Annotated in this window: 30 protein-coding genes and 1 other RNA gene; 10 read left to right on the top strand and 21 right to left on the bottom strand. The window is 36.0% G+C overall.

What is annotated here, in order from left to right; translation table 11 throughout:
- Positions 1–16: 16 nt before the first annotated feature.
- The 12 genes from BS85_RS0101895 to folD all read right to left on the bottom strand — a co-directional run bounded on the left by BS85_RS0101895 (position 17) and on the right by folD (position 13112).
- A complete protein-coding gene (locus tag BS85_RS0101895) occupies positions 17–1570 on the bottom strand; it encodes an AAA family ATPase (RefSeq protein ID WP_026943316.1) in 1554 nt (517 codons plus the stop codon).
- Positions 1570–2439, bottom strand: coding sequence for an NAD(+)/NADH kinase (locus tag BS85_RS0101890; protein ID WP_026943315.1), 870 nt, complete (start codon positions 2437–2439; stop codon positions 1570–1572). Before BS85_RS0101890 ends, BS85_RS0101895 begins: the two co-directional genes overlap by 1 nt.
- Position 2440: 1 nt before the next feature.
- Positions 2441–3289 carry a hypothetical protein gene (locus BS85_RS0101885; RefSeq protein ID WP_245596261.1) on the bottom strand — a complete coding sequence of 283 codons (849 nt, stop codon included), beginning with the start codon at positions 3287–3289 and terminating at the stop codon, positions 2441–2443.
- A 9-nt stretch (positions 3290–3298) separates the two neighbouring features.
- On the bottom strand, positions 3299–4108 hold the full coding sequence (locus tag BS85_RS0101880; RefSeq protein ID WP_026943313.1) for a J domain-containing protein: 810 nt from the start codon (positions 4106–4108) through the stop codon (positions 3299–3301).
- Between the two features lie 87 nt (positions 4109–4195).
- On the bottom strand, positions 4196–6238 hold the full coding sequence (locus BS85_RS0101875) for a dynamin family protein (protein WP_026943312.1): 2043 nt from the start codon (positions 6236–6238) through the stop codon (positions 4196–4198).
- Positions 6231–8603, bottom strand: a complete 2373-nt coding sequence (locus BS85_RS0101870; protein WP_026943311.1) for a dynamin family protein — start codon at positions 8601–8603, stop codon at positions 6231–6233. The genes BS85_RS0101875 and BS85_RS0101870 overlap by 8 nt, the downstream gene beginning before the upstream one ends.
- Positions 8600–9748, bottom strand: a complete 1149-nt coding sequence (locus BS85_RS0101865; protein WP_026943310.1) for an MFS transporter — start codon at positions 9746–9748, stop codon at positions 8600–8602. Before BS85_RS0101865 ends, BS85_RS0101870 begins: the two co-directional genes overlap by 4 nt.
- A 179-nt stretch (positions 9749–9927) precedes the next feature.
- A complete protein-coding gene (locus tag BS85_RS0101860) occupies positions 9928–10269 on the bottom strand; it encodes a hypothetical protein (RefSeq protein WP_026943309.1) in 342 nt (113 codons plus the stop codon).
- A gap of 15 nt (positions 10270–10284) precedes the next feature.
- Positions 10285–10707: a ribose 5-phosphate isomerase B gene (gene rpiB / locus BS85_RS0101855; RefSeq protein ID WP_026943308.1), complete on the bottom strand. Its 423-nt coding sequence runs from the start codon at positions 10705–10707 to the stop codon at positions 10285–10287.
- Positions 10708–10717: 10 nt separating this feature from the next.
- On the bottom strand, positions 10718–11401 hold the full coding sequence (locus tag BS85_RS0101850; protein WP_026943307.1) for a site-2 protease family protein: 684 nt from the start codon (positions 11399–11401) through the stop codon (positions 10718–10720).
- Positions 11401–12237, bottom strand: a complete 837-nt coding sequence (gene lepB, locus BS85_RS0101845; protein ID WP_026943306.1) for a signal peptidase I — start codon at positions 12235–12237, stop codon at positions 11401–11403. Before lepB ends, BS85_RS0101850 begins: the two co-directional genes overlap by 1 nt.
- Positions 12238–12260: 23 nt before the next feature.
- On the bottom strand, positions 12261–13112 hold the full coding sequence (gene folD, locus BS85_RS0101840; protein WP_026943305.1) for a bifunctional methylenetetrahydrofolate dehydrogenase/methenyltetrahydrofolate cyclohydrolase FolD: 852 nt from the start codon (positions 13110–13112) through the stop codon (positions 12261–12263).
- A 72-nt stretch (positions 13113–13184) separates the two neighbouring features.
- On the opposite strand from folD, the gene BS85_RS0101835 reads away from it, so the two are divergent.
- Positions 13185–13544 (top strand): c-type cytochrome, encoded by a 360-nt coding sequence (locus tag BS85_RS0101835; protein ID WP_245596260.1) that lies wholly within the window; start codon positions 13185–13187, stop codon positions 13542–13544.
- 68 nt (positions 13545–13612) lie between these two features.
- Here BS85_RS0101835 and ffs read toward each other — a convergent pair.
- The 4 genes from ffs to BS85_RS0101820 form a co-directional block, all read right to left on the bottom strand.
- An RNA gene (ffs, locus tag BS85_RS11030) (signal recognition particle sRNA small type) lies at positions 13613–13710 on the bottom strand.
- A 273-nt stretch (positions 13711–13983) separates the two neighbouring features.
- On the bottom strand, positions 13984–15036 hold the full coding sequence (locus BS85_RS0101830; protein WP_026943303.1) for an NAD-dependent epimerase: 1053 nt from the start codon (positions 15034–15036) through the stop codon (positions 13984–13986).
- 9 nt (positions 15037–15045) lie between these two features.
- Positions 15046–16155: a pyridoxal-phosphate-dependent aminotransferase family protein gene (locus tag BS85_RS0101825; RefSeq protein ID WP_026943302.1), complete on the bottom strand. Its 1110-nt coding sequence runs from the start codon at positions 16153–16155 to the stop codon at positions 15046–15048.
- Between the two features lie 450 nt (positions 16156–16605).
- Positions 16606–16815, bottom strand: a complete 210-nt coding sequence (locus BS85_RS0101820; RefSeq protein WP_026943301.1) for a transcriptional regulator — start codon at positions 16813–16815, stop codon at positions 16606–16608.
- A gap of 171 nt (positions 16816–16986) precedes the next feature.
- On the opposite strand from BS85_RS0101820, the gene BS85_RS0101815 reads away from it, so the two are divergent.
- The 4 genes from BS85_RS0101815 to BS85_RS0101800 are packed head-to-tail and all read left to right on the top strand — an operon-like array spanning position 16987 to position 19027.
- Entirely contained in the window at positions 16987–17508 is a 522-nt protein-coding gene (locus tag BS85_RS0101815) for a hypothetical protein (protein ID WP_034550951.1), read from the top strand.
- 10 nt (positions 17509–17518) lie between these two features.
- A complete protein-coding gene (locus BS85_RS10030; RefSeq protein WP_051604630.1) occupies positions 17519–18028 on the top strand; it encodes a hypothetical protein in 510 nt (169 codons plus the stop codon).
- Complete coding sequence (locus BS85_RS0101805; protein WP_026943299.1) at positions 18015–18506, top strand: hypothetical protein; 492 nt, start codon at positions 18015–18017, stop codon at positions 18504–18506. Before BS85_RS10030 ends, BS85_RS0101805 begins: the two co-directional genes overlap by 14 nt.
- Positions 18503–19027 carry a hypothetical protein gene (locus tag BS85_RS0101800; RefSeq protein ID WP_026943298.1) on the top strand — a complete coding sequence of 175 codons (525 nt, stop codon included), beginning with the start codon at positions 18503–18505 and terminating at the stop codon, positions 19025–19027. The genes BS85_RS0101805 and BS85_RS0101800 overlap by 4 nt, the downstream gene beginning before the upstream one ends.
- Positions 19028–19404: 377 nt before the next feature.
- Here BS85_RS0101800 and BS85_RS0101795 read toward each other — a convergent pair whose 3' ends face one another.
- On the bottom strand, positions 19405–19779 hold the full coding sequence (locus tag BS85_RS0101795; RefSeq protein WP_026943297.1) for a RidA family protein: 375 nt from the start codon (positions 19777–19779) through the stop codon (positions 19405–19407).
- 71 nt (positions 19780–19850) lie between these two features.
- On the opposite strand from BS85_RS0101795, the gene BS85_RS0101790 reads away from it, so the two are divergent.
- Genes BS85_RS0101790 through mog form a run of 5 tightly spaced genes read left to right on the top strand, consistent with a single transcriptional unit; the run spans position 19851 to position 21962 of the window.
- Entirely contained in the window at positions 19851–20198 is a 348-nt protein-coding gene (locus BS85_RS0101790; protein ID WP_026943296.1) for a hypothetical protein, read from the top strand.
- A gap of 9 nt (positions 20199–20207) precedes the next feature.
- On the top strand, positions 20208–20429 hold the full coding sequence (locus BS85_RS0101785) for a MoaD/ThiS family protein (protein WP_026943295.1): 222 nt from the start codon (positions 20208–20210) through the stop codon (positions 20427–20429).
- Complete coding sequence (locus BS85_RS0101780; RefSeq protein ID WP_026943294.1) at positions 20430–20894, top strand: molybdopterin synthase catalytic subunit; 465 nt, start codon at positions 20430–20432, stop codon at positions 20892–20894.
- 33 nt (positions 20895–20927) lie between these two features.
- A complete protein-coding gene (gene mobB, locus BS85_RS0101775) occupies positions 20928–21416 on the top strand; it encodes a molybdopterin-guanine dinucleotide biosynthesis protein B (RefSeq protein WP_026943293.1) in 489 nt (162 codons plus the stop codon).
- The gene (gene mog / locus BS85_RS0101770; protein WP_026943292.1) at positions 21417–21962 is read left to right on the top strand and encodes a molybdopterin adenylyltransferase; all 546 of its coding nucleotides are present in this window, start codon (positions 21417–21419) and stop codon (positions 21960–21962) included. It begins immediately after the preceding gene.
- A gap of 25 nt (positions 21963–21987) precedes the next feature.
- Here the strand turns inward: mog and BS85_RS12010 are convergent, their stop codons facing one another.
- From BS85_RS12010 to BS85_RS0101750, 4 genes are all read right to left on the bottom strand, one after another.
- Positions 21988–22110 (bottom strand): hypothetical protein, encoded by a 123-nt coding sequence (locus BS85_RS12010; RefSeq protein ID WP_281173559.1) that lies wholly within the window; start codon positions 22108–22110, stop codon positions 21988–21990.
- 530 nt (positions 22111–22640) lie between these two features.
- A complete protein-coding gene (locus tag BS85_RS0101760) occupies positions 22641–23156 on the bottom strand; it encodes a DUF6033 family protein (RefSeq protein ID WP_026943291.1) in 516 nt (171 codons plus the stop codon).
- Positions 23157–23306: 150 nt separating this feature from the next.
- Positions 23307–23657, bottom strand: a complete 351-nt coding sequence (gene rplQ / locus BS85_RS0101755) for a 50S ribosomal protein L17 (protein ID WP_026943290.1) — start codon at positions 23655–23657, stop codon at positions 23307–23309.
- A gap of 12 nt (positions 23658–23669) precedes the next feature.
- Positions 23670–24659 carry a DNA-directed RNA polymerase subunit alpha gene (locus BS85_RS0101750; RefSeq protein ID WP_026943289.1) on the bottom strand — a complete coding sequence of 330 codons (990 nt, stop codon included), beginning with the start codon at positions 24657–24659 and terminating at the stop codon, positions 23670–23672.
- Positions 24660–24671 lie beyond the last annotated feature (12 nt).

The following is a 24671-nucleotide window of genomic DNA, read 5'->3' as shown; positions in this document are numbered from 1 at the left end:
ACAAAATTATTTTTCATTACTTACCGCCAATCCGCTTAGTAGCAAATTCCAAAGCTTCTTTTGTGATTGTATCACCACTAATCATACGCGCAATTTCATAAATTCTACCCTCTTTATCTAATAAAGAGATCTCTGAACCTTGTGCGCACTTTTGAATCAAAAAATGTGTATCGGCTAAACTTGGCATATGTGGCTGGTGCGAGATCGCAAAGACTTGATAACTACAAGAAAGTTTTTTTAATGCCTCGGCGACACCTTGCGATTCCTCTCCACTTAGGTTTGCATCTACTTCATCCAATATAATAACGGCTTGGTTTTTTTCTTGCGCACTTTGCGTGAGCAAAAGGGCAAGACGAAATCGGTTAAACTCCCCTGCGCTTAAATTCTTTAATGCAGTATTCAATGTAATTTCTAGCACTTGGTTACCAAAAGACATATAGGATTCCACCTCTTCTATCCCCTTGAACATTACCTTGGCATTTGGCATTTTAAGGGAATTTAAAGCCTGATTTAAGGTATCGCTAAAGTTTGCAATTTGCTTCTCTCTCGCACCTTGCAAATCCCTTGCGCATTGTATCAGTTTTTCTTTTGTCTGCCCAAAATGCGTTTGAGAATCTCTCAAGAGAGAATCCAAATTTTCATACTTTGCTAATTCCTGTTTTTTGGATTCCAAATATTCCAATGCCTCCTCTACACCACCATATCTATGCTTTAATGCGCTTAATGCTTCCAAACGATTTAAAATTTCTTCAGGATCAATATTGTTTAACTCCCCTAATCTCTCACTTTCTTGTGCGCACAACTCTTCTAACTCATTCAAAGCATTTAAAATAGAATCGCTTTCTTTGCCAATAAGATTTAAAAAGTAAGAAACTTGAGAGGTATGGCTTAAAAATTCCTGCACTTTTTGCAAGCTCTCATTGATTTTTTCTTTTTTGGAGATTTCTTTTTTCACCCTTAAAAGCTCTTCATATTCTCCTTTTTTAGGATTTAAAGATTCCAACTTTTGGATTTCAAAGCGCACAAACTCTTTAAGCTCCTCCACTTTTAAAGCCTCTTCTTGTATTTTTTGAAGCTCTGCTCTTGCGTTTTGGAATTGCACAAAAGAATCTTTGTAAGCACTTAAAATAGCGGGATACTTAGGATCTTTAGACAAACAAAAAGAATCAAAAACTAAAAACAGATTCTCTAAACTTGTTGCATCATCAGATTTGGTGCTTAAGTGCTTTAAAAAAGGAGCAAAAAGTTCTTGAATTTTCTTTTTTGGAATGCTTTGTGCATTAAGAAAAAAGCGAATCTTGTCCTTTTTTGTAAGCGTTAAAATGACTTCACCCTCATCTATTAGTCCTTTAAATTCCTCTTTGAATCCTTGCAATTCTAAAGTTGCCTCCAACACCTGCGCATTGCACTCTTTCAAGCCAAACAATGCAAGGATAGATTCCATTAAAACTGATTTTCCTACTCCACTTGCACCGCTAAAAACATTGAAATGCGCACTTGGAGAAAAAGTAATTTCTTTAAAAACAGGAGAACCCTTGATTATAATTTGACGGATAAGCAACTTTTGCATTATTCAAAATCTCCCCAATGGAATTTCTCCTTTAGAATCTTAAAGTAATTCCAATTTGCATTATGAATTAGCTTTACGCCTTTGTTTTGAACGCGAATCGCAATTTTCTCACCAAACTTCAAAGGCTTAGTCTCCTGCCCGTCAATGACAACATTACAACGTCCCTCTTCACCAAGCTCTACTATAATTTCAAAACTACTTGGCAAGATAAGAGGTCGTTGCGTTAAAGAATGCGCACAAATAGGCGTCAAAAGCAAATTATGCGAAAAGGGATAAACTACTGCGCCTCCCGCGCTAATATTATAAGCAGTAGAACCCGTAGGCGTAGCAACAATCAATCCATCGCCATAATAAGAATTAAAATATTCTCCATCAATATAAGCCTTAAGATAAATCATAGACGCCTCATCAAGGCGCGTGAGAATAATGTCATTAAGAGCGAAAAAACTCACATTATCACTCTTTGCATTTTGTATGCTACCCTCTAGCATTATATGGTTGGCAATATTGTAATTTCCCTCTTTAAGATGTGGTAAAAAGGATTCTACTTCGTCTCTTTGTAAATCTGTAAGAAATCCCAAATGCCCCATATTAATCCCCAAAATAGGCTTACCAAAAGCAAAAGAACGTCTTGCGGTTGAAATCAATGTGCCATCGCCTCCAATAGAAATTAGCGCATCACATTCACAGCAAAGCTCCTCAAAATTTAATCCACGCATTCCAATCATTCCGGCACTCAAAGAATCCAAAATTACGCGGAATCCCAATCCCAAAGCCAAGCTTTGAAACTCTAAGAAATAAGCTTTTAATTCTGGAGTGGAGGGACGCAAAAAGACGCCCAAAGTATGAATGGGTGGATTAGGATTCATTTTATTCTACAAAATAAGCTTTAATTCTATATCCGCGTTTGTCTTCTAATTGCAAACTTGGACCCTCAAACACGGTAGCATTGGGAAGTTTCGCATTAATTGCACGAATCGCATTCCACGCACGGAAACTCGCAAGTCCCTCCTGTTTAAGCTCTGGAGACAATCCGCCATAAGGACGCGTATCTACAATGCCCTGCACTTCAAAGGCAACCACGCGTTTATCCTCTTGCAATTCTTTATCCACCTTTGTTGCAATGGAGAGCATACAGCCTTGCGGAATCTGCCATTCTCCCACATTCATAGAAAAACACTCGGTAATAATCTGCTTTTTAGGCTTAATCGTATAGCGCAATCTTGTCATTGTATTTATTTCTGCACTACGTGCATCTTGCATTTCTTTTACAGATAAACTCAAACCATCTACAGATTGCGCTAGATTTGCCAATTCTTTTTCTTTTTGATAGAGTGCTTCTTGTAAGCGTTTAATCTCCTCATCTTTGGCAAATTCACTAGTTAAATCCATTTGCGATTCCATTCCTCGTGCGGATTCTACTTGGAATCCTAATGCAGCTTGCACTTTATGCAGCAAGGATTGTCCGCTAGGGAGAGTTAAAAAATAATATCCTCCACCAAAAATCAATGCAATTAACACAAAGAGTAAAAATAAATAGGCAAAAAAACGACCTTTGCCACTAGAATCCTCCTTGGATTCCTCTAGGGAATATTCAATTTCTCTTGGTTTTGTTTTTGGCTCTTCCTTAAACTCCTCAAAGGTATCAAAAATATTATCCGGGATTGTAGCGGAAAGACTTTTTTCATCGGGATTCTTTTGTGTATTGTTCTCTGACATTTTAACTCCTTATGCTACGCGCTTGAAATTAGATTTAATCTTTTCATACGCCTCATTAATTAAACGGAATTTTTCCGCATAGCCATCAATAATCTTTTTATCTTGCCCATAAACATTATCAGGGTGATAAATTTTAACAAGTTCAATATAACGATTTTTCACACATTCAAAATCATCGTTATACCCACAACCTAAAATCTTGTAACTTTTTTTAAGGATTTTCTCCTCTTTTGTCAAATACTCCTCAAAACATTCAAAAGTATTATGCGTCTTAAAGGTTTCATAATCAAAATCCAATACGATATTATGGATTATCTTTTGCGAAAGCGCACCAATGAGCTTCTCCCAAAAATAAGGACTACTAGATTCTAAAAAAATTTCCTGCTTTGTGTAACTTAGCACAAATTCTTGAAATTTTGAGGTTAGATAACGTCTTGCAAGGCGACTTGGGCGATTAAGCCTTAAGCAAACTTGAGAATTACCAAAAGAGCTTTGAATAATCTGCAAAGACACAATGATATGTTCTAGCATTGCACGATTTTCAATCATCTTGATGCGAATCGGGAGATAACTACTATCAATAATGGTTTGAAAATCCTCACTCTCATTCTTGGCTTCCTCTTGCATAGCAACATGGTATGCCCAATTTAAAAAATAATCCTTTTTATAACGTTCCCCATCGTCAAGAATCAAGACAGAGCTTGAAAGGCGATAGGCTTTGGAAAAATGCTTATAAGCAAAATCCACTGCACGTTTTAAAAATTGAGATTCTTTTTCAATGCTGATTTGAATGTATGGCTCTAGGAGCTCTACTTTCATAAACTTTCCTTAGTCTTTTATCCTTAATAAATGCCATTTTGGCAACTCTAAACCAAATTAAGCAATTCTAATTCCACTTTTTTATTATCAAGGTTTTACGCCTTTTATCTCATCTTGAATTGCTCGGATATTTCGTGTAATTTTATCCATTTCTTTCTTAAGTTCAAAAGAAGCTTGTGCAATTAATTGAATTTTATCCTGTGTTGTTTGTTCGCTTTGATTTAAAAACTGCGCATAAGTCTTTTTTAAGCAATTCATTGGACCAAAAAGTCGGGCTTGGAATTGTTCAAAGCAAAAAGTATCATTCAAACTCTCACGCACATTCCCTAAAGTGGGGCTAAATAAAGCAAACTCCTCTGGGTTTTCACTATGTTTAGTCATTGCATTTTTGATTTTCAAATCCAAACGATTCAATGTTAAATCTATTGCATTGTTGTAGCTTAAAGCTAAAAAATTACTCAAAACATCTAATTCACTCCTTAAATAAGAAGTTGCTACGAGGGCGTTTTTATTGAAATCATCAAGTAAATTTTCATAACAATTTTGTGCAAAAATACGCAAATCATTTAAAGCTTGACTTTGTGGGGCAACAAGATAAAGTTCAATCTTTTGGGGCGCATCGTGTTGCCAATTTGCCAATTCCAACTTCAAATCCTCTGTATTTTTAGCGATAGATTGGACAAATAAATCTAAAAATTTCTTAATTTGCACACTTAATGCTTTATAATCTTTAACTAATTGCGTATCTGAATTTTGCAACTCTAAACGAAGCTTTTCTATGGGAAGTATCATCACCTCTTTGGTTATTTCAATGGATTTAGTCCCCAAAAGACGCTTCTCTTTTTGCGAAAAGCTAAAGGGTTTTTTCTCTAGCGCATTAAAGATTCTTTGCGCTAGTGTATCAAGCCATAAATCCAAGCTAATATACAAATCATTGAATATTTTTTGCTCTTTTTCTTGAGAGATTCCACAACTCGCAATATAGTGTTGCAAATTTCTCTGTAAAGTTTTTTTCAACATCAAATAACATTGGTTAATTTTATGATATTGCAAATGCAATAAAATGTGCATTTCACGCAATTTTTTAAGTGTGCTATAAGATTTAGCCAAATTTGCCTTAGGCTTAATGGTTGTATTTAAAAAATCAAAAATCAAAGGCATATTAGAATCTTGCATAAGTTTTACTGCATTTTGAGTGCTCAAAGAAAGGGTTTCTTGCTGAATCTTTCTTTCTAGCTCTTGATAAGTTTTACCCAAAGAATCTAATACATTTTGAGGGCTTTGAGAATCCTCACAAGCTTCATTAGAAACCTTTAATGCGAAGGCTTGAAGTGTTTGCGCAAAATCCAAAAGCGTGGTTTCAAAAAATTTCTGCGGAGTATTCAATCTTGCCTTTAACGCTAATTTCGCAGAAATAGGAATCACTGCAGAAAAAATCCCCTCAAACGCACTCTTAGCATATTCCAAGCTTGTTTGCACTTCTGTTTCATCTTTTAACCTATCTTTTTGATTCAAAACACAGAGGCTCTTTTGCGCAAAATGCGTAATAAACTCTTTAAGCAGTGCTTTTTCGCTATTTTTTCCAGCATTATCAATAAGCGTAAGCCAAATAATACCATCTACATTCTCCAAAATCTTAAGAGTGGTGCGTGTATCGTCTGAATTTTGAGAATTAAAACCCGGTGTATCTAAAAAATTAATTTCTTTTAATAATAAAATTGGGGCATAGAGACAAAAATAATTAATATTTTGAGAATTTTCACGCGATAGCTTGTGCAAAAAATCTATATTTTGCAACACTTTGCGCCCGTCTTTATAGAGAATCTCCAAAATATAATCCTCGCCATAGCAAATCTTGCACACCTTTGAAGTAATGGGGGTAACACCTGTTGGTAAAATATCCTGCCCTAAAAGTGCGTTCAAAAAAGTGCTTTTACCGCTTGAAAACTGCCCAACAATTGCAATCTGCATAGGTTCAACTTCTTTTTGCTGTAAATATTCAAAAAAACTTAACGTGTAATCGTTTGGATTCAAATGATTCTGACAACTCAAAATCAACTTTTGAGTGGGAGATTTTTGCGCAATTTTTGATTTTAAGTTTTCGCATTCTTTGATATATTGCTTAAGCATCGCTAACTCCTTTGGTAGCATAATCTTGCAAGGCACTAAAACACTGCAAAGATTCCTCCAAATCCTTTTCATACCGCATCAATAATGCTTCCTTTTGCGTTTTTTCTTCTGCGCTTTGTCGTGAGTTATGTAAAGCATTTTCTAAAATCTTGGCTTTATGTTCTAAATCCGAATTTAAAGTCCTCTCCAAATCCTCAAGTAATTTTTTAAAATTATCTGTTAATTTGGATTCTAAAACTTTGCTTTGCGCAATAAGGATTTCAAAAAACTCTAAAAATCCGTCCCTAAAGTCTAAATCCAATGCGTTCTTTAGTTCATTTTTTTGATTTTTGCCAAATTTTCGCACCGATTTTTCAATCCGATTAAGAATCTTGAGTGCAGTTTTTTTCAAAATGCTTTCATCAAAATAGAGATGAAAATTGCCCAAAGCACTAGAATCTTTTTCTTGTGGCTCTATTAATGCTTCAAACTGACTTTGTATTTGCGTGATTTTCTTATCTAAACTCTGTGTGCAAAAACGCAAAATATCACTCAAAAAATCTTTCAACCCCAAATCCAAGATTCTTTGCAATCTTTCATAGCTTGGCGTTTTACCTTTCTCATAATCATAAACAATATCGGCGAAAATCCGCTCACTTAAAAGGTTTTGCGAGTTTTCTAGCTTCTGATTCAATTCCTTTTGCAATGTGGCAAGATAATCTTGCAATTGTTTTGTTGCCCCATTAAAAGATTTTTTAGTTTCCTCAAATTGAACGAGGCTTTGCTCTTGTTGCAATTTCGCCTCTTGAATCAATCGTTGAATTTCACTCTCTTGAGAAAAAAGCAGACTTTTTTCTAAGGCACAAGCAGATTGAATCTTTTGAAACACTCTTATAAACCCTTGCGCACCCAAAAAGACTAAATCTTTTGCCTTTGTGCTATTGTTGCCTAGCAAAGTTTGATCAAGATAATTCACCAACGCATTAAAATTAGAGGATTCTAAACTAAACCCCAATTCTCGCGCTTTTTTTGGATTGGTCTGACAAAGCAATGCAGGATAACTTGCAAGAGCAATAAAATCAAGTCGTTGTAATAAAAGTCCTGCACTCTGCTTTGGCATACTTTGAATTAAACGCGACTCAATACTTTCTTTTGTGTAACTAAGGGCTGATTCTAAGTCTTTTTTCTCCAATAAATCTGCGTGTGTAAGCAGAATCAAAATCCTTGAAATATTTGCATTTTGTAAGGTGTTTAAAATAAAATCCACATCAATTTGTGTCGCACTTTGAGCAGCATTCATTGCGTGTATTAGCAAATCACAATCCAAAATATAGCTTTTTGTAATCTCTTCTCTCTGCACAATGGGGTCATCAAGTCCCGGAGTATCTACAATCTCAACTTTATTTTCTAAAAACTTCAGAGGGGTAAAAAGCGTAGTTTCTTTGATGAGATTGCATAATTTGCTTGGGTGGTTTGCTGAAGTGTATTTAGGTAATTCTTGCAGGGAAATTGCAAGGCTTTGTGTAGAATCTTGCACATATTTTTCTAGGGATTCCTTAAATTCCGCATTTGCCATAAGCTCACAAAGGACAGAATCCTCCATTGTGGATTTTAAATCCTCCCATTCTACTTTATTCCAAAAACTCACACGCGCACTAGGTACTTTGGAGTATTTAAGAAGTGTTAAACTTGCAGTTTCTGGAATCGTAGAGCTACCTAAAATCTCCTGTCCTAAAAGCGCGTTTAAAAGAGTGCTTTTCCCCGCACTTAAAACTCCCGTGATTCCAATAGAAAAATGCTGATTGCTAAGCTTATCCAATAAAGATTCCAACTCCTCTAAGCTTGGATTAAGATTTAATAAGTTTTGGGCGCACATTGTCTTTAAAACCTCTTTCCTTTTCTCCAACAACTGCAAACCATTCGCTAAAAAATCTTCCAAAAAATCCTTGTCAAAAGTTAATTTTTTGTCCTCTTTGGTTAAACTAGATTCCTTGATTTCTTGATGAATGATAAAATCTAAATGAATTTTTATTTGTTCAAAAAATTCACCTTTAGCAATCCCGTGTTGCTCTAACAAATCAAAATTTTCCAAAACTTTTTTTAATAAGTTTTGTATGAATTTTGGTTCTTTTAAAAAGGCTTTATGGATATTCAAAAGTAGAGTATATTGCACTTGCAAGATTCCTTTAAAACTCAAGGTTTTACAATATTTTTCACATAGATTTTGAAGTACGGGGCTTTGCCAAAATATATTAAATGTATGGCTATCAAGACTTAAGAAAATTGCTACAATCTCACTTGCACGCTCACTATCCAAAATATGCAGATTCCCTAATGGCACAATTTCTTTAAAAGTTGATTCAAAATATTCGCCTAATCCATTCATTTTACCTCCTTAAAAATCAAACGCATTTTATAAAAAATAAAAGCACTTAAAAACAAGATTCCACTTAAAAACAAACAAAGCACTTCCCAACCAAAGTGATTATAAAGATAGCTTGGCATTGTTGTCCCAATCGTACCTCCCGTGTAATAAAACGCAAGATACAAGCCATTGGTGATTCCCTTTTTCTCAACAGAAATAGAATTAACAAATGCCGATAGCACGGAATGCACGATAAACATTCCAACACAAATAACAAATACCGCAAAAAATAACCACCAAAAATTCTTGACTAACATTATCAAAGGTGCGATTCCAAAAATGATAAAACCAACAATAATTGCCTTTAAATCACCGCCTACAAATCTTTTAATACGTTCTACTAAAAGAGCGGTAATAATACCAATAATATACCCAAGATACAAAAAGCCAATTTGCGCTGGGGTAATCTCTGGATTGAGAGCTTTGATTTCAAAAGGCATAAAATTTAATGCGCCTTGAAAACAAAACAATACCAAAAAAGCCCCCATATACAAAATAGCGTATCGTTTATCTTTGAGCAATTCTAAAATAATCTTGGGAGTAATTTTCGCATTAGTCATTTGTGAGCTTTGAGGAATCCTAAAAGAGAGAATCGCAACAATTAAAGTTGTGATTCCAAGTGCGGCAAAAGTGAATTGCCACGAAGAAATAGAAGTAATAAATCCACCACCTACGCGCGATAATACGCCCCCAAACACGGTCGCTGCAACATAAATGCTGACATATTTTTGTATGTTTTGCGCATCAAGACGCATAAGTGTGGTTAAAGTCGCCGTCAAAGCCGCTGGAATTACCAATGCTTCAAGAAGCCTCAGAGATAAAAAAGTCTCATAATCTCTAGCAAAGCAGAGTAAGCACTGAAAAACTCCAATCAAGCACAGGGAGCTAAACAACACCTTTCTTGTATCAAATTTTTCTAGCAAATACCCATAAACTATTGGGGCAAAAGCAAGTGCAAGTAAGACAACTGAAGTAAAAAGTGTAACTTGTGCAATAGAGATTCCAAACTCTTCCATAAAAAGAGGCTGCATAGGCTGTGTAATATAAAGGCTAGAAATTGTTACCATAGCACTTAACATTACAACAAATAAAATATAATTTTTCACTCTTTTGGATTCCTAAAAATTTTTATAAAATTCTAAGGTAAATTTGCTTATTAGATTTTGAAAAGATAACGCTTTGAAGCCTGAAAGCATTTAAAGAGGAGTAGTTTATTGCGGAGTGTTTCGCTTTCTCTCACAAAACAGAATCCTCCTCTTAAAATCAATCCAAAGAGTAAAGAATCTTATAATAAAGCTTCTATTTTTTGTTCTAAATCTTTGATTTTACTTTTGTATTTTTCACTCTCTACGCGATACTGGGAATTTCTTTGCTTGAGGGCTTTTACCTCATTTCTTAAGGAAGTAATTTCATCGGTTAAAATATCAATATTTCCTAATGCCCTTTGAAGTTGTAATTGGTGTTTGCGGATTAAAATTTCAGCCTCTTGCAATGTAAGCTTCATCACAGCACTATTTTTTTCCTCTTTTTGTGCAATGCTTTTATAGAAGAAAGTTTTAACTACCATAAAGAGAACAAATAAAATAAATGCTGTTACAAACAACCATTTCGTGAATTGTGCTTCCATTTTATTTCCTTAAAATTATAATTTTCCTATGCGACAAGTGTGCCTACCACCTTCAAATACGCCTTCACAAAAACTTTTTAAAATCCATTCCACCATACCCTCACCCACAATACGCGCACCTAAACATAGCACATTGGCGTCATTATGCGCACGGCTCATTGCCGCACTATAAGGCTCATTACATAGTGCTGCACGAATACCTTTATGACGATTAGCAGCAATACTCATTCCAATTCCGCTTCCACAAATCAAAATTCCAAAATTTTTATCATTTTTCAAAACATTTTCACATAAAATATTCGCAAAATCTGGATAATCCACGCGGTTAGAATCCTTTGGTCCCAAATCCTCTACACTATGCCCCATTTTCTCTAATGTTTCAACCACAAAAGCCTTTAATGTAAATCCCGCGTGATCACTTGCAACAAAGAACGTCATCAAACTTCTCCTACAATAATAAATTAATAATTATCTGCACAGGTGCAAAAATAATATGCGATAAAGGTGTACTTAAGACAATCATCAATAAAACCATACCCACCATTGGAGGTACTCTATCAAACAACCTAGCAAAAAAATCACTCCTAAACATTAAACCAAGGTAAGCAAGGGCATTAGAACCATCTAAAGGAGGAATTGGAATCAAATTAAACACACCTAACACGACATTATAAATCAACAATTGCAAACAAAAATAAAGGACGAGCAAGGCAATAAAGTTTGGATTAGAAAAATATTCAAAAAAACCTCCAAAAATTCCACCATTAAAAAGATAAATCAATAAAGCGGCAAAAATTGCAAGAACAAAGTTATAAGCCACACCCGCCACAGAAACAGCAAATGCCCCAAAATAGCCCCCATTATAGATTACGCGGTCCATTCTAACAGGCACAGGTTTCGCCCAACCAAACAAAAAAGGCGCATTAAAAAGAAACAATAAGCTAGGCAAAAGGATAGAACCGACTAAATCAATATGAAGTAGTGGATTTAGCTTCAGGCGTCCTGCGTCTTTAGCTGTTGTATCGCCAAATTTTAACGCAACCAATCCGTGCATAATCTCGTGTCCAATGATTGCAACAAGTAATGCAACCACCATAATAGGAATCTTAAAATTTAGTGGCAAATCAAGCATTAATTGTTTCCTTGCGATTCTAATAAACCAACATTAAGATTTTGCATTTGTGATTCCAAAAATTCTATGCTTCTACCAATGCGATTCCAACGAATCTTAAAATCATCGTCCCAACTAAAATAAATAAACCAAGGCTTACCCACCACATATTTATAAGGAACTGCACCCCAAAAACGCGAATCGTTGGAGTTATTGCGATTATCCCCCATCATAAAAAACTCATCTTCTTTGACTTTTGCATAAAATCCAATCTCACCATTTTGTAACTGCACTTTTTCCATACCAAGCGACTCGCCTTGACTAGATAGAATCTCTAACTGATTAAAAGCATCGGGAAACACATCTAAATATTGCACTCCCAAATGCGATACCAAATAAGGGTCATAATAAAAAATCTTGCCCCTAAATTCTAAAGTATCTGTAGATACATCTTGATAAGCAGAATCGCTACTAAAATGCACCCAAAGCCCCTTGGAAGTATAAAGCACCTCATCACCTCCAACTGCTACATTGCGTTTCACATAATGGATTTTAGGAGCTTGTGGATAACGAAAAATCACAATATCTCCGCGTTTAGGACGCTCCCCTTCTATTAAATGCCCATTGCCATTAAAATCAGGCAATACTTTAAGCTCAATCCAAGGAATCGTGGGTGTTGGGATTCCATAAGCATATTTTTTTACAAATAAATTATCACCAATAAGCATTGTATTTAACATACTTCCACTAGGAATTACAAAAGCTTGTGCAACAAAGAAAATGACACCCAAAACAATAAGAATCGTACCAACCCAGCTATTCACAAAATTATAAAGCTTAGTCCAAATCCTTTTCATTACTCTTCTTTCCTTAAAAATATTTATTGCACATTAGAACGAAGCTTAGCAGATTTTAATGTATTTTGCAACAAAGAAGCAATCGTCATAGGTCCAACTCCTCCGGGCACAGGGGTAATAAACTCACACAAAGGAGCAACATTTTCAAAATCCACATCGCCCACAATTCTACCATCTTGCAATCTTGAGATTCCAATATCCACAACAATCGCACCCTCTTTTACCATATCTTTTGTAATAAGGTTGGGTTTGCCAACTGCCACACACAAAATATCGGCTTCTTTGGTGTGTTTGGCTAAATCTTGCGTATAAATATGGCAAAGCGTAATCGTGGCATTTTCATTCAAAAACAATGCGCCAAGTGGCTTACCAACGATATTACTAGCACCCACAATCACAACATTTTTGCCTTGCAATGGAATCTTATAATACTTCAATAATGTCAAAACTCCCATAGGAGTTGCCGGGACAAAGCTTTCAAGATTTGCAAAAACACGTCCCATATTAAAAGGGTGGAATCCATCAACATCTTTATGGGGTGCAATCGCTTCTAAAACGGCGGTTGTATCAATGTGCTTAGGAAGCGGTAACTGCACTAGGATTCCGTCAATATTCGGGTTTTGGTTTAGCATAGAAATGGTTTGGAGGAGAGATTCTTGCTGAATATTCTCGGGCATTTCGTGCGTGATAGAGTAGATTCCTGTGCGCTTACAAGCCTTTGCTTTCATATTCACATAGCTTTGAGAGGCAGGATCGCTTCCAACTAACATTACTGCTAAGCCCGGAGTAATACCCTTTTGGCTTAGAGATTCCACTTCTTTTTGAATCTCTTTTTCAATATTTTGTGCAAGAGCCTTTCCATCTAAAATCTGCATTCATAATACCCTTTAAAAAATAATTTTGTTATTATAGTAAAAAAAGTTTTTTAAAAGTTTAAGGAATTGCAAGTGCAAAAAGTATTTAAAATGATTTTGGTTTTAGTTAGCAGTTTTCAGATTCTTAATACAGAAGAAAGCTTCATCACAACTTTAGAATATGGCAAAATGCTCTATAACAACCCTCGCGGAATCGGCTGTGTAGAATGCCACGGACATTTTGGCGAAGGACAACAAATTGCAAATTATATCCATAAACGCAAAGGCAAAACTCTACAAGGTGCGCGTATCAATAATTTAAGCTTTGAAAGATTTGAAAATGCACTACAAAAAGGTAGAAAGATTATGCCAAAATATTATCTAACCTCAAGTGAAATAGAAGCAATTTACAAATATTTAGAATCCATTGAAAACACCAAAGCCACAGAATAAACTTTAATCTAATACTGCTTAAAATTGGAATTTTCTTGCAAACTAAAAAATAGAAAAAAGTAGAAAACCTCCCTTAAGATACTTGCGGCACTTAAGCAGTTTGGAGGCTCTGCTGTGTTCCCACCCTGAAGCATTATCCAAGCAGCCCATCGCACAAGTCTCAAGAAAGGCAAGTGGGATTATATTAGGTTTTTGCCAAAAATCAACTTAAGTTGTGCAATACATTAGGTAAGATTTTTTGTTTTTCAATACAATCTTAATGGCGAGATTCTACATTATGGATTGTTGCGTCATTTCATTCCTTGCAATGACGCAGTGGCTAAATTAAAGTGTGCAAGACTATAGATTACTTCATTTTGTTCGCAATGACTGCGCGGGATTCGTCATTGCGAGACTTTGCAGTGGATTCGTGCAATCCAACTTAGAACTTCCACTTAGATTAAACCTTGTAAAATTCTCTATACCATTGAATAAAGTTTTTGATTCCCTCTTGAATGCTTGTATTTGGCTTATATCCCAAATCACTAACCAAATCTTCCACATTCGCGTAAGTCGCTGGGACATCACCGGGTTGCAATGGAAGCATATTTTTCTTTGCCACCATTCCAAGTTCTTTTTCAATTGCCTCAATGAAATCCATTAATTTAACCGGATTGTTGTTTCCGATATTATAAATTTTATAAGGTGCTTTGGAGCTATGCGGATTAGGTGCTTTTCCACTCCATTTAGAATCCGATTCTGCATTATGGTCTATTACGCGCACCACACCCTCTACAATATCATCAACATAAGTGAAATCCCTTAGCATTTGCCCGTGATTAAACACATCAATCGCCCTGCCCTCTAAAATCGCCTTTGTAAATAAAAATAACGCCATATCCGGACGCCCCCAAGGACCATAAACCGTGAAGAATCGCAAACCCGTTGTAGGCAAGTTAAATAAATAAGAATAAGTATGTGCCATTAGCTCATTGCTCTTTTTACTTGCCGCATAGAGGCTAATGGGGTGATCCACATTATCGCTTGTGCTAAAAGGCATTTTTTCATTCAACCCATACACAGAGGAGCTAGACGCATAGGCTAAATGCTTGATACCAAACTGCCGACACGCTTCTAAAATATTCACAAACCCTATAATATTACTCTCTACATAGGCATAAGGATTCACCAAAGAATAGCGCACACCCGCTTGTGCTGCAAGATTGCAAACTTTATCAAACTTTTCATTTTCAAAAAGTTTAAAAAGATTCTCCCTGTCCTCCAATTTTAATTGGATAAAACGATAGTTGGGATATTTGCTACTTTGCACCAACGCATTTTCCGCAATGGAATCCTGCGTAATTCCTGCTTCTGCTAATCTCCCATATTTAATACGCACATCATAATAATCATTGATACAATCTAGCCCTACAACTTCATCTCCGCGTTCCAATAAGCGTTTAGCCAAGAATGAGCCGATAAACCCCGCCGTACCTGTTACTAAAATTTTCATTTTAATTCCCTACAAAAGTTTGAAGTAATTTTCTAAAAATACAGCATTAGCGATTCCATTAAATTTATGTCTTCCCAATTCTGCAAGACTCAATTCTATTGCATTCACCACCCAAGAAACTTCACTTATATCAATCATTCCCATATGGTTAATTCTAAAAATCTTACCCTTTAAATGATCTTGCCCACCTGCAATATTGACATTAAATTTTGTTTTTAAAGTTTTGCGCACCAAATCACTTTCCTCATCACAAACACAAGTCATACTCAAAGCCGGAACAGTCGGATAAATCTTAAGTCCTATACTTTCCATTGCCTTATCACAAGCAAGTGAGCGCGCTTTTGTCTGCTTGTAAATCGTATCAAATCCTATGCTTTTTGCCTTTTCCAAAAACGCGCAAAGCCCGATAATAATTGTTGTTGGCGCAGTCCAAGCAGTCGTATTTTTCACTTGATTTTTCAATTCTGTTTTGAGATTAAAATAGAATCCTATATTGCGTTCCTCAATTTTTTCTATTGCTTTTTGACTTAGCCCAATGATACTAAGTCCCGGTGGTAACATAAACGCCTTTTGTGAACCACCAATAAGGGCATCTACACAGCTTACATCTAGCTCCTCTACCCCCATAGCAGTAATCGCATCTACAATCACCATAATATTGGGATTAAATTCCTTGACAGCTTTCGCCAATATTTCATAAGAATGGCGCAAACCACCCGCACTCTCACACGCTTGAATACAAAATGCGTCAATATCGGGGTTTTGTTTCAAAGCCTCCAAGACAGAATCCAAACTTGCCGGTGTATCCCAAGTATTCTTAATTTCTACATTTGGGATTCCAAAGGCTTTTGCAATCTTACCAAACCTTTCCCCAAACTTTCCGCTATTCACACTTAAGAGTTTTTTTGCACACAAAGAAGTAACACAAGCCTCCATTGCTCCTGTTCCAGAGCTTGCAAGCATTAACACTTCAGGCATTTTAATCACTTCTTTTAAAAGTGTGCGGGTTTTTGCAAAAATTGCTTCAAACTCTGGTGTGCGGTGGTGAATGGTAGGCTCACTCATCGCAACACGGACAAATTCTGGCACAGGAGTAGGACCGGGGGTAAAAAGTAACATAGTTTATCCTTAAATTTTAAAAATCCGAGAATTATAACCAAAAATCTATTATATCTCTGCTTTCATTTTGTTATTGCAAGAAAATTTACAAAATTTTCGTAGCATACATTGCGTTAGCAATTTATCTGCACTTGCAAATAGAGCGTTTATTTTTTGCCATTGCAAGATTCTGTATTATGGATTGCTTCGTCGTTGCCTCGCAATGACAAAAGCCAAAGCGTCTGCCACTGCGTCATTACAAAATCTATAATGTGGGACCTTAGAAAAATAAGAATAGAATCTTAAACCAAATTGGATTCTATTCCTTCTTTTATTTGAGGGAGAGTGCGGGAGTCAATAGATTTAATCAGGGATTGGATTTCCTCATTATGCATGTCAGTCGTGTAGATTTTCTCACGCCCGATATAGAACAAAAGTATAGAAAGTTGGAGCAAAGTTAATTTACTTCTCTTACTTAAATTTAGCAATTTCATCTTTTATGCTATTATCCGAGTCTAAAAGGGATTCATAATTTTTCTTACTCTGTTCTATTGCTTCATCAAATTTGAATCCAAGCATAACAATGCGATAAAGATTAGGTTTGTATTTTCTCCAATTATATAGAGTGCTAACATCAATATCTAAATAATATGCCATATCTCGTTTAGTTTTTTTGGTCAAATGTTACCCTTAATTTTATAGCTTTTTTTCTTTCATTTTACATTAAATTTTGTTTATTCAAAACACTTGAAATATTCAATTTAATATTTAAAAAACATTTAATATTTAAATATTCTCTAAGACAAATTAAGGAAAAATACAACCTCAATTTATAAATTACGAGGAGGTATGGTGAGAAAGATTTTATTCACTTTAAGTTTCTTATTTTTGCAGAGTATCGTCTTTGCAAACACTATTGAGGATTATCGCAACGAGTTTTATCAAGAAATGCTTTTGGAATGCAATAATAAAGTTGGACAAGAAAAAGCAATGTGTCAATGTCAAGCAAACATTGCCACAAATGATGTTGTTAATAGCTTAACTGCTAAAGAAAAGGATTGGATAATCAACAATAAGGAATTGTCAGATGAGGTTTATAGAGAATTAGAAAATAAGATATTAATGACTGCAACACAATCTCTTAGCAATATGGATAATGCAATCCAATGTTCAAAATCTATCTATGTTGCGGATTGTGTTACCAATGGAGCATTTGGGTGTAACCATAGCAAGAGTTGTTGTGAATGTATGGTAGATGCGGCATTTGATAGTATGACTTATAAGGAAATGATGGAAACTAATCCAACACCAGAATTACAATCAAAAATACTTCAAGTCTTAAATGCTAATCACGCAAGATGTGTGAAAAATTAAAGGAGAAACAATGACGAGTGAAAGTTTATTCGCAGAGATTCAAAACAGGTTGCCTATAAAAGTGGGTTCTTATAGGAGGACTTTTATTAAAGGGCATAAATACTCTAATCCAATAATGAGTAATGAGGATATTTATAATAAGTTAGCACTTCTAAGCCCAGAGCAGTTACAAAAAGTGCATTATAAGATAAATATCCTTAAAGCGACAAAGCTTAAAAGTCCTGCTTTGGTATTTTGGGTTTATAATTTTTTGCTTGGTGGATTGGGCGTAGCAAGATTTGCCATAGGAGATAAGGCGTGGGGAATCTTTAGGATTGCGCTGACTTGCGTTTCCATAGGGTTTGGGTTATATACTGATCTTTTTTATAGTGAGACAATGGCTCTAGTTAGTCAGCTCTTAGACTGGGTAAATGTTGCGGCTTGGATAATGGATTTGATGATAGTTGGAGTTTTTTTAAGAAATCAGAATCTTGAAAAAGTGAATCAAGCCATAGAGGAGGTAAAAAATGATTCAAATTAATCATTTTATACAGGTTAAAGGTGGGGCGGATATTGGAAAAACTACTACAATCACTCGGTGTTTTTTGGAACTTTTAGAAAATGCCAAGATTAAGGATTTCAGATATATTGAGGGTGGAGATTTCGTAGCTGTGGTGGAGTATAAAGGCAATATCCTTGCGTTTGTCAGTGCGGGAGATATTGAAAGGGAAACAAAGAATTGCTATGAGATTCTTTGTGAAATGTTCCAAAGTGAGATTAAAGTCTGTATTTTTGCTACAAGAACAAAAGGATATGGGGTAGAGTATTGGCAAAAGATTGCAACACAAAATGGCAAGAAAAACTTTGATGAATCTTTAGAGAATCAGTGGTTTAATATATGTAATGAGAATGGAGAACAAGACGGCAAGAAAAAGAAAGAAATTACTACTCATCTACAAGAACAAACCAAGATTCTTGTGAATCTCATAGAACAATACTTGCAAGGAGGCGAACAATGAAAAAATTATTATCTATTGCGATTCTTTTTTGTGGGTTACTATTGAGTGGGTGCTTTGAATCTGCGCCAAAATGCAATGATGAAATAGCGGTTAGTCTTGTGAAAGAGATTTTGCTTGAAGATAAGTGGTTTCTTGTGGAAAATGGTTTAACAAAAGAAACCTTAATGGCAATGGCAATGGACAATTTCACTTTTGAAAAAATAGATATGGCAATGGGGTTAGGCTTTGTAGATTCTTTTAAGGATATTATTGATGTAAGAGATTACTCTCACAAGGCTACTCGCATTTCATTAGTAGATTTTATGACGACAGAAGTTAGCAAACAAAGCAAAAGTTCCTATTGCTCTGCAACATTAGAAATAGAATATCCAAAAATGCCACAAGAAATGAGACAAAAATTTATCAAAGGTATGTTGAAAGGTCCAATCTTTGATGGAGGGAAAGTAACACGAGAGATGGCTTATAGCACAAGATACACTGACGATAAGAAAAAGATTTATGTAGAACTCTTAGATCGTTGATTATGGAATAAGATTCCATAATCACAGAACTTTCTTACAATTCTGTTATTGCGTATTTTTACTCTCGTCATTACGAGACTTCGTCCGAGGTCGTGGTGTGCATTTGCATAAGCAACTCACCCGCTTTGAGCCACAGATCTATAGTCTTAAATTACTTTAAAACTTCCACTTCGTCATTGCGAGAAAATTTGAAAAATTTTCGTGGCAATCTATAATCTTAAACTGAAGTAAAATTATCAAAGGCGAGATTCTGTATTATGGATTGCTTCGGCTTTGCCTCGCAATGACAGAAGTGGGGAACGCAATGACGCGGTGGTTTGCTTTTTGTCCTTGCGAGATTCTGCGTTAGCGGAATCGTGGCAATCTTACTTTAATATTCATTCTGCTAACGCCATACACTCAATCTCCACCAAAGCATTTTTGGGCAATGTTTTGACTGCTACCGTGCTTCTAGCGGGTTTATGCTCTCCGAAAAATTCCGCATAGATTGCATTCACAAGCGCGAAATCCTCCATATTGCTTAAAAAAATCGTTGTTTTAAAAACTTGTTGCAAACTGCTTCCTCCCGCCTTTAAAACTTCGCTAAGGTTGTTTAGCACTTGTCTTGTTTGCGCTTCAATGCCCTCTACTAAGATTCCTTGCGGATTCAATCCAATCTGTCCTGAAGTATAAATCACACCATTTGCCTTAATCGCTTGGGAATAAGGACCAATCGCTTGGGGTGCATTTTGTGTTGCAATAATCTCTAACATTGCAATTCTCCTTTACTTTATTGTTTAAATGTTATAAAATTATAGCCAAATTTAAATTTTAAGGAAAACTTATGAAATCTATTTTGAGATTCCTACTCGCAACTTTTTGCATAAGCACACTTGCAAACGCAGATAACTTTGTTCAAGCTACCGCCCCCGCTGCTGAACCAAAAGTCGTTGTCAAAGTCCCCCCGCTCACACCTTTTGATGAAACTTTGCAAAGAGAAATGCGAAAATACCCTCAAGATTCTATGTTTTTTGTAGATGGCAAAACAGGTAAGATTCTCTCTGTAAATAAAACTCCAAGCGTAAAATCTAGCGGACCAAATCCGGGAAAATTTTATCCAAGAGAGGAAGTTAAACCCAATCAACAAATAGCTCCCTACAAGATACAAGAAGAGCGTATGGATTTATTGTAGGAATTTACAATGGTTGAAGTAGAATTTTTAGGACCGCTTGGCAATCAAACCTTTCAAAGTCAAGCAACAGACTTTCACGCGTTAAAACAAGAATTACAAGCGATTCCAGACTTGAAAGATTGGCTAAAGGATTGTGCCATTGCCTTAAACGATGAAATCGTTACTTCATTGGATACACCGATTAAAAATGGCGATAAAATTGTGCTATTGCCTCCGGTTTGTGGTGGATAAATGCAAACAAACATTGATGGATTAGAAATTTTTGAGGGTGCGCTCCATACTGCGGTAATTTATCAAAATTGGATTGATTCAAGCGCACAGGCGAATTTAGGGGCTAGTGCAATCTTTACCGGAATCGTGCGCTCCGAGAATGGTTGCGAGGGCTTGAGTTTTGATATTTATCCTCCGCTACTAGAGCAATGGTTTTTAAAATGGGCAAAAAAAGCCCTTGAAAGCGAAGTTGTGCTTAAAATGGCGCACAGCAGAGGCGATGTTTTAAACCACCAAAGCTCGTATATGGCAGGAATCTTTAGCTCACAAAGACGCGCAACTTTGGATATTTTTGAGGAATTTATTGAAGATTTCAAGCATCGCGCTCCCATTTGGAAATATGATTTGAAAAACGGGCAAAGAATCTATGCAAAAGAGCGCAGTCATAGACTACCCCATAGCGGAATCCTAAGTGATAACCATTAAATGAAAAACATAGAATCCAAAAAGGTATTTTAAGTGAAAGCCATCGCCTTTACAGGAAATTCCAATAGCGGCAAAACAACCCTTATTGAGAAGTTATCCCTACATCTAAAGGCGCAAAATAAACGCATTGCAATCCTCAAACACGACCCAAAGGATAAGGCAGTTTTAGACACAGAGGGCAAGGATTCTGCGCGTTTTTATCAAACGGGTGCTGATGTTGCAATCTTGGGCGCAACACAAACCACTTTGCGATTCCACCAAGCCTTAAGCATAGAATCGCTTGTGGAGCAATTTGCAGATTATGATTATCTTTTTGTGGAGGGCTTAAAAACCTTGCCACTTCCTAGAATCTGTGTCGCAAGGGATTCCTTTGATACGCGATTCTTGCCCTATATTCAAGCGATTGCCACAGACTCTAGTATTCCCAAAAGCAGCCTAGAATCTCACGCCCTACCCCTTTTAAACCTCAACAATATCTTAGAAATTTTAGAATGGATTGATACAAATATAAAGGAATCTTAAATGGTAGAAACAAGCAAAAAAAAGGCAAAAATCGGTATTTTAACCCTTTCAGATAGGGCAAGTGCGGGAATCTATGAAGATCTTTCAGGCAAGGCAATCCAAGAAACCCTCACGCAATACTTAATCACACCTTTTGAATGTGTTTATCGCGTGATTGAGGACGATTTTAAGAAAATTCAGCAAAACTTAATAGAATTAGCCGATAAGGAACAATGCGATTTGATTGTAACAACAGGCGGGACAGGACCAGCCCCGCGCGATGTAACGCCTGAAGCCACAGAAGCGGTTTGTCAAAAAATGCTTCCGGGATTTGGTGAGCTTATGCGCCAAGTGAGTTTGAAATATGTCCCAACTGCTATTCTTTCGCGCCAAAGTGCCGGAATCCGCAACAAAAGCCTCATTGTCAATCTGCCCGGCAAACCAAAATCTATCCGCGAATGCCTAGACGCTGTTTTTCCTGCGATTCCTTATTGCCTTGATTTAATCGGTGCAAGTTACCTAGAAACAAACGCGGAGATTATCAAGGCATTCCGCCCAAAGGCATAATGGCGTCATTGCGAGATTCTGCGCGTTAGCGGAATCGTGGTGTGCATTGCATAAGCAACTCACCCGCTTTGAGCTGCAATCTATAATTTTGAATTACTTTAAAGCTTCCACTTCGCCATTGCGAGAAAATCTTTGATTTTCGTGGCAATCCACACTCTCCACTTTGTCATTGCGAGAATGCATAGCATTCGTGGCAATCTATATTTTTTTATCTCGCCATTGAATATTTTTTGATTGATAAGATTATAGATTGCTTCGTTCGTTTCACTCTCTCGCAATGACGCAGTGGTTGGCTTTTAATTAATTCTATGATTATGGATTGCTTCAGCGTTGCTTTGCAATGACTGCGTGGGATTCGTCATTGCGAGATTCTGCGCGTTAGCGGAATCGTGGTGTGCATTGCATAAGCAACTCACCCGCTTTGAGCTGCAATCTATAATTTTGAATTACTTTAAAACTTCCACTTTGTCATTGCGAGAATGCGTAGCATTCGTGGCAATCTATATTTTTTTATCTCGCCATTGAATATTTTTTGATTGATAAGATTATAGATTGCTTCGTTCGTTTCACTCTCTCGCAATGACGCAGTGGTTGGCTTTTAATTAATTCTATGATTATGGATTGCTTCGGCGTTGCCTTGCAATAACAGAAAGGTTGTTCATTATTCTTAATAAAAGTTTAGGCTTTCACATTCAAAGTGAAATTAACAGAAAAATCCTCTTGCCTACCCTCTCTTTTTTCTCTCTCTTTGCGAATTTTCTCAAGCTCCTCTAACATTTTTTCTATGTAACTTTTCTCGCTAGATTCACTCTTGGAGCGACTAACAGCCCAACCACTCGTGCTACCATCGGCGTTAATCACAAATCCACTTGCTTCAATTTCGCCACCCAATAAGTTTTTTCTAACAGGATTCTTTGCAAGTTCATTCATATCATAAATCAACGCCTCATATTCCTCACGCGCCTTAGGATCATTCGCCATTTTTTGCAAGATATTTGGGTCAATGCTAATGTTGTTTAACCCCTTTGTGCCACCAAATTGAAGATTTGTATATTTCCCTACAAGTTCGCTTAGAAATGTATTTGTGTCTGTCTTGTTAGAATTTGTATCCGCCTCTACTTTGTTGGAATTTTGACTTTTAACATAGTCGTAAGCTTCTTGTGAAACCCAAGAATTACCGATTAACACCGCCATATTTTCTCCTTGTATAAAATCAATATTACAATATCGGCAATTCTAAAAAAACAAGAGAATATTTTGAGTTTTAAATAAAAAGGATAGATTAAAAAGTTTATTACGCTTTAAAAATCAAATAAAGATTCTAAAGCGTAAAGATACAAAGCATTATACTAATTCAACGATTGCCATTGGAGCGGCATCACCTACTCGTGTCCTAGTTTTAATGATTCTTGTGTAGCCACCATTTTTATTAACATATTTTGGCGCAATTTCTTTAACCAATTTTTTCACAGAATCTTTATGTTGCAAATGAGAGAAAACCAAACGATGTGCCATAGAATCATTTTTTCTTGCTTTTGTGATTAATTTTTCAAAATAACTTTGCAATTCTTTTGCCTTTGGCAGTGTAGTTTCTATTTTTTCACTCGCAATTAATGCAATAGAAAGATTTTTCAACAAAGCCTTTCTATGAGAGCTAGTTCTACCTAGCTTTCTATATCCGTGTCCGTGTCTCATTTATTTATCCTTTTAGTTAGAAAATTTTTTCTTAAGTAGGCTCATTAAATCTTCTGGAATCTCTTTACCAACAGGATAGCCCAATTCCTCTAACTTTGCGGTAATTTCATCTAAAGATTTTTTGCCTAAATTTTTGATATTCTTAATTTGATCTTCGCTAAGAAGTACAAGCTCACCCAAATACTTAATGCCAAATCTATCCAAACAATTAAAGCAACGTGCACTAAAATTTAGACTATCAATCGTTTGTAATAAAGTTTTAATTTCTGGGGAATCCTCATTCCCATTATTAATTTCTGGCACTTCAATATTTAACTCTGTATTAAAAATAGCCATTTGCTTATGCATAACACTCAAAGCGTTTTTGAAAGCTGTTAAAGGTGCAACTTGCCCATCTGTCTGAATATCAAAAATTACTTTTTCATAGTTTGGATCGTCTTCTACAAGCATATTTTCAGTGGCATAAGTTACATTTGTAACAGGTGTAAAATAAGAATCTAATGGAATAAAGCCATCTGGAACTTGATTTCTTATCTCCTCACTTGGCACATATCCAATTCCCCTGCAAATAACAACAGAAAAATTTAATACTGCATCTTCATTAATGGTTGCTAGATGAATATTAGGAGTAACAACATCTACAACATCATTTGCCAAATCTGCACCCGTAATGATTCTTGGACCTTTGAAGTTGTAATCCACACTAATATTTTCACCTTCATCTTTGCCTTTAAAACGAATTGTTTTAAGATTCACGATAAAATGTGATACATCTTCCACCATACCACGAACAGAGTCAAACTCGTGCGCCACACCTGAAATTCTCAAAGCAATAGGAGCAAAGCCAACAGAACTTCCAAGCAACAATCTACGCAAAGGATGCGCTAAGGTAATAGCATATCCTGACTCAAAAGGATATGCAACAATTTGAATTCTATTTGTGCCAACCTCTTTTACTTCAATTCTCGTTGGAACATGAGGAGAAGTTTTAATGCTTTTCATACTTAACACCCT

The organism is Helicobacter rodentium ATCC 700285, from assembly GCF_000687535.1.
Taxonomy (GTDB): domain Bacteria; phylum Campylobacterota; class Campylobacteria; order Campylobacterales; family Helicobacteraceae; genus Helicobacter_D; species Helicobacter_D rodentium.
The sequence above is the reverse complement of the archived record's forward strand: the minus strand, read 5'-3'. Positions and strand labels throughout refer to the sequence as shown.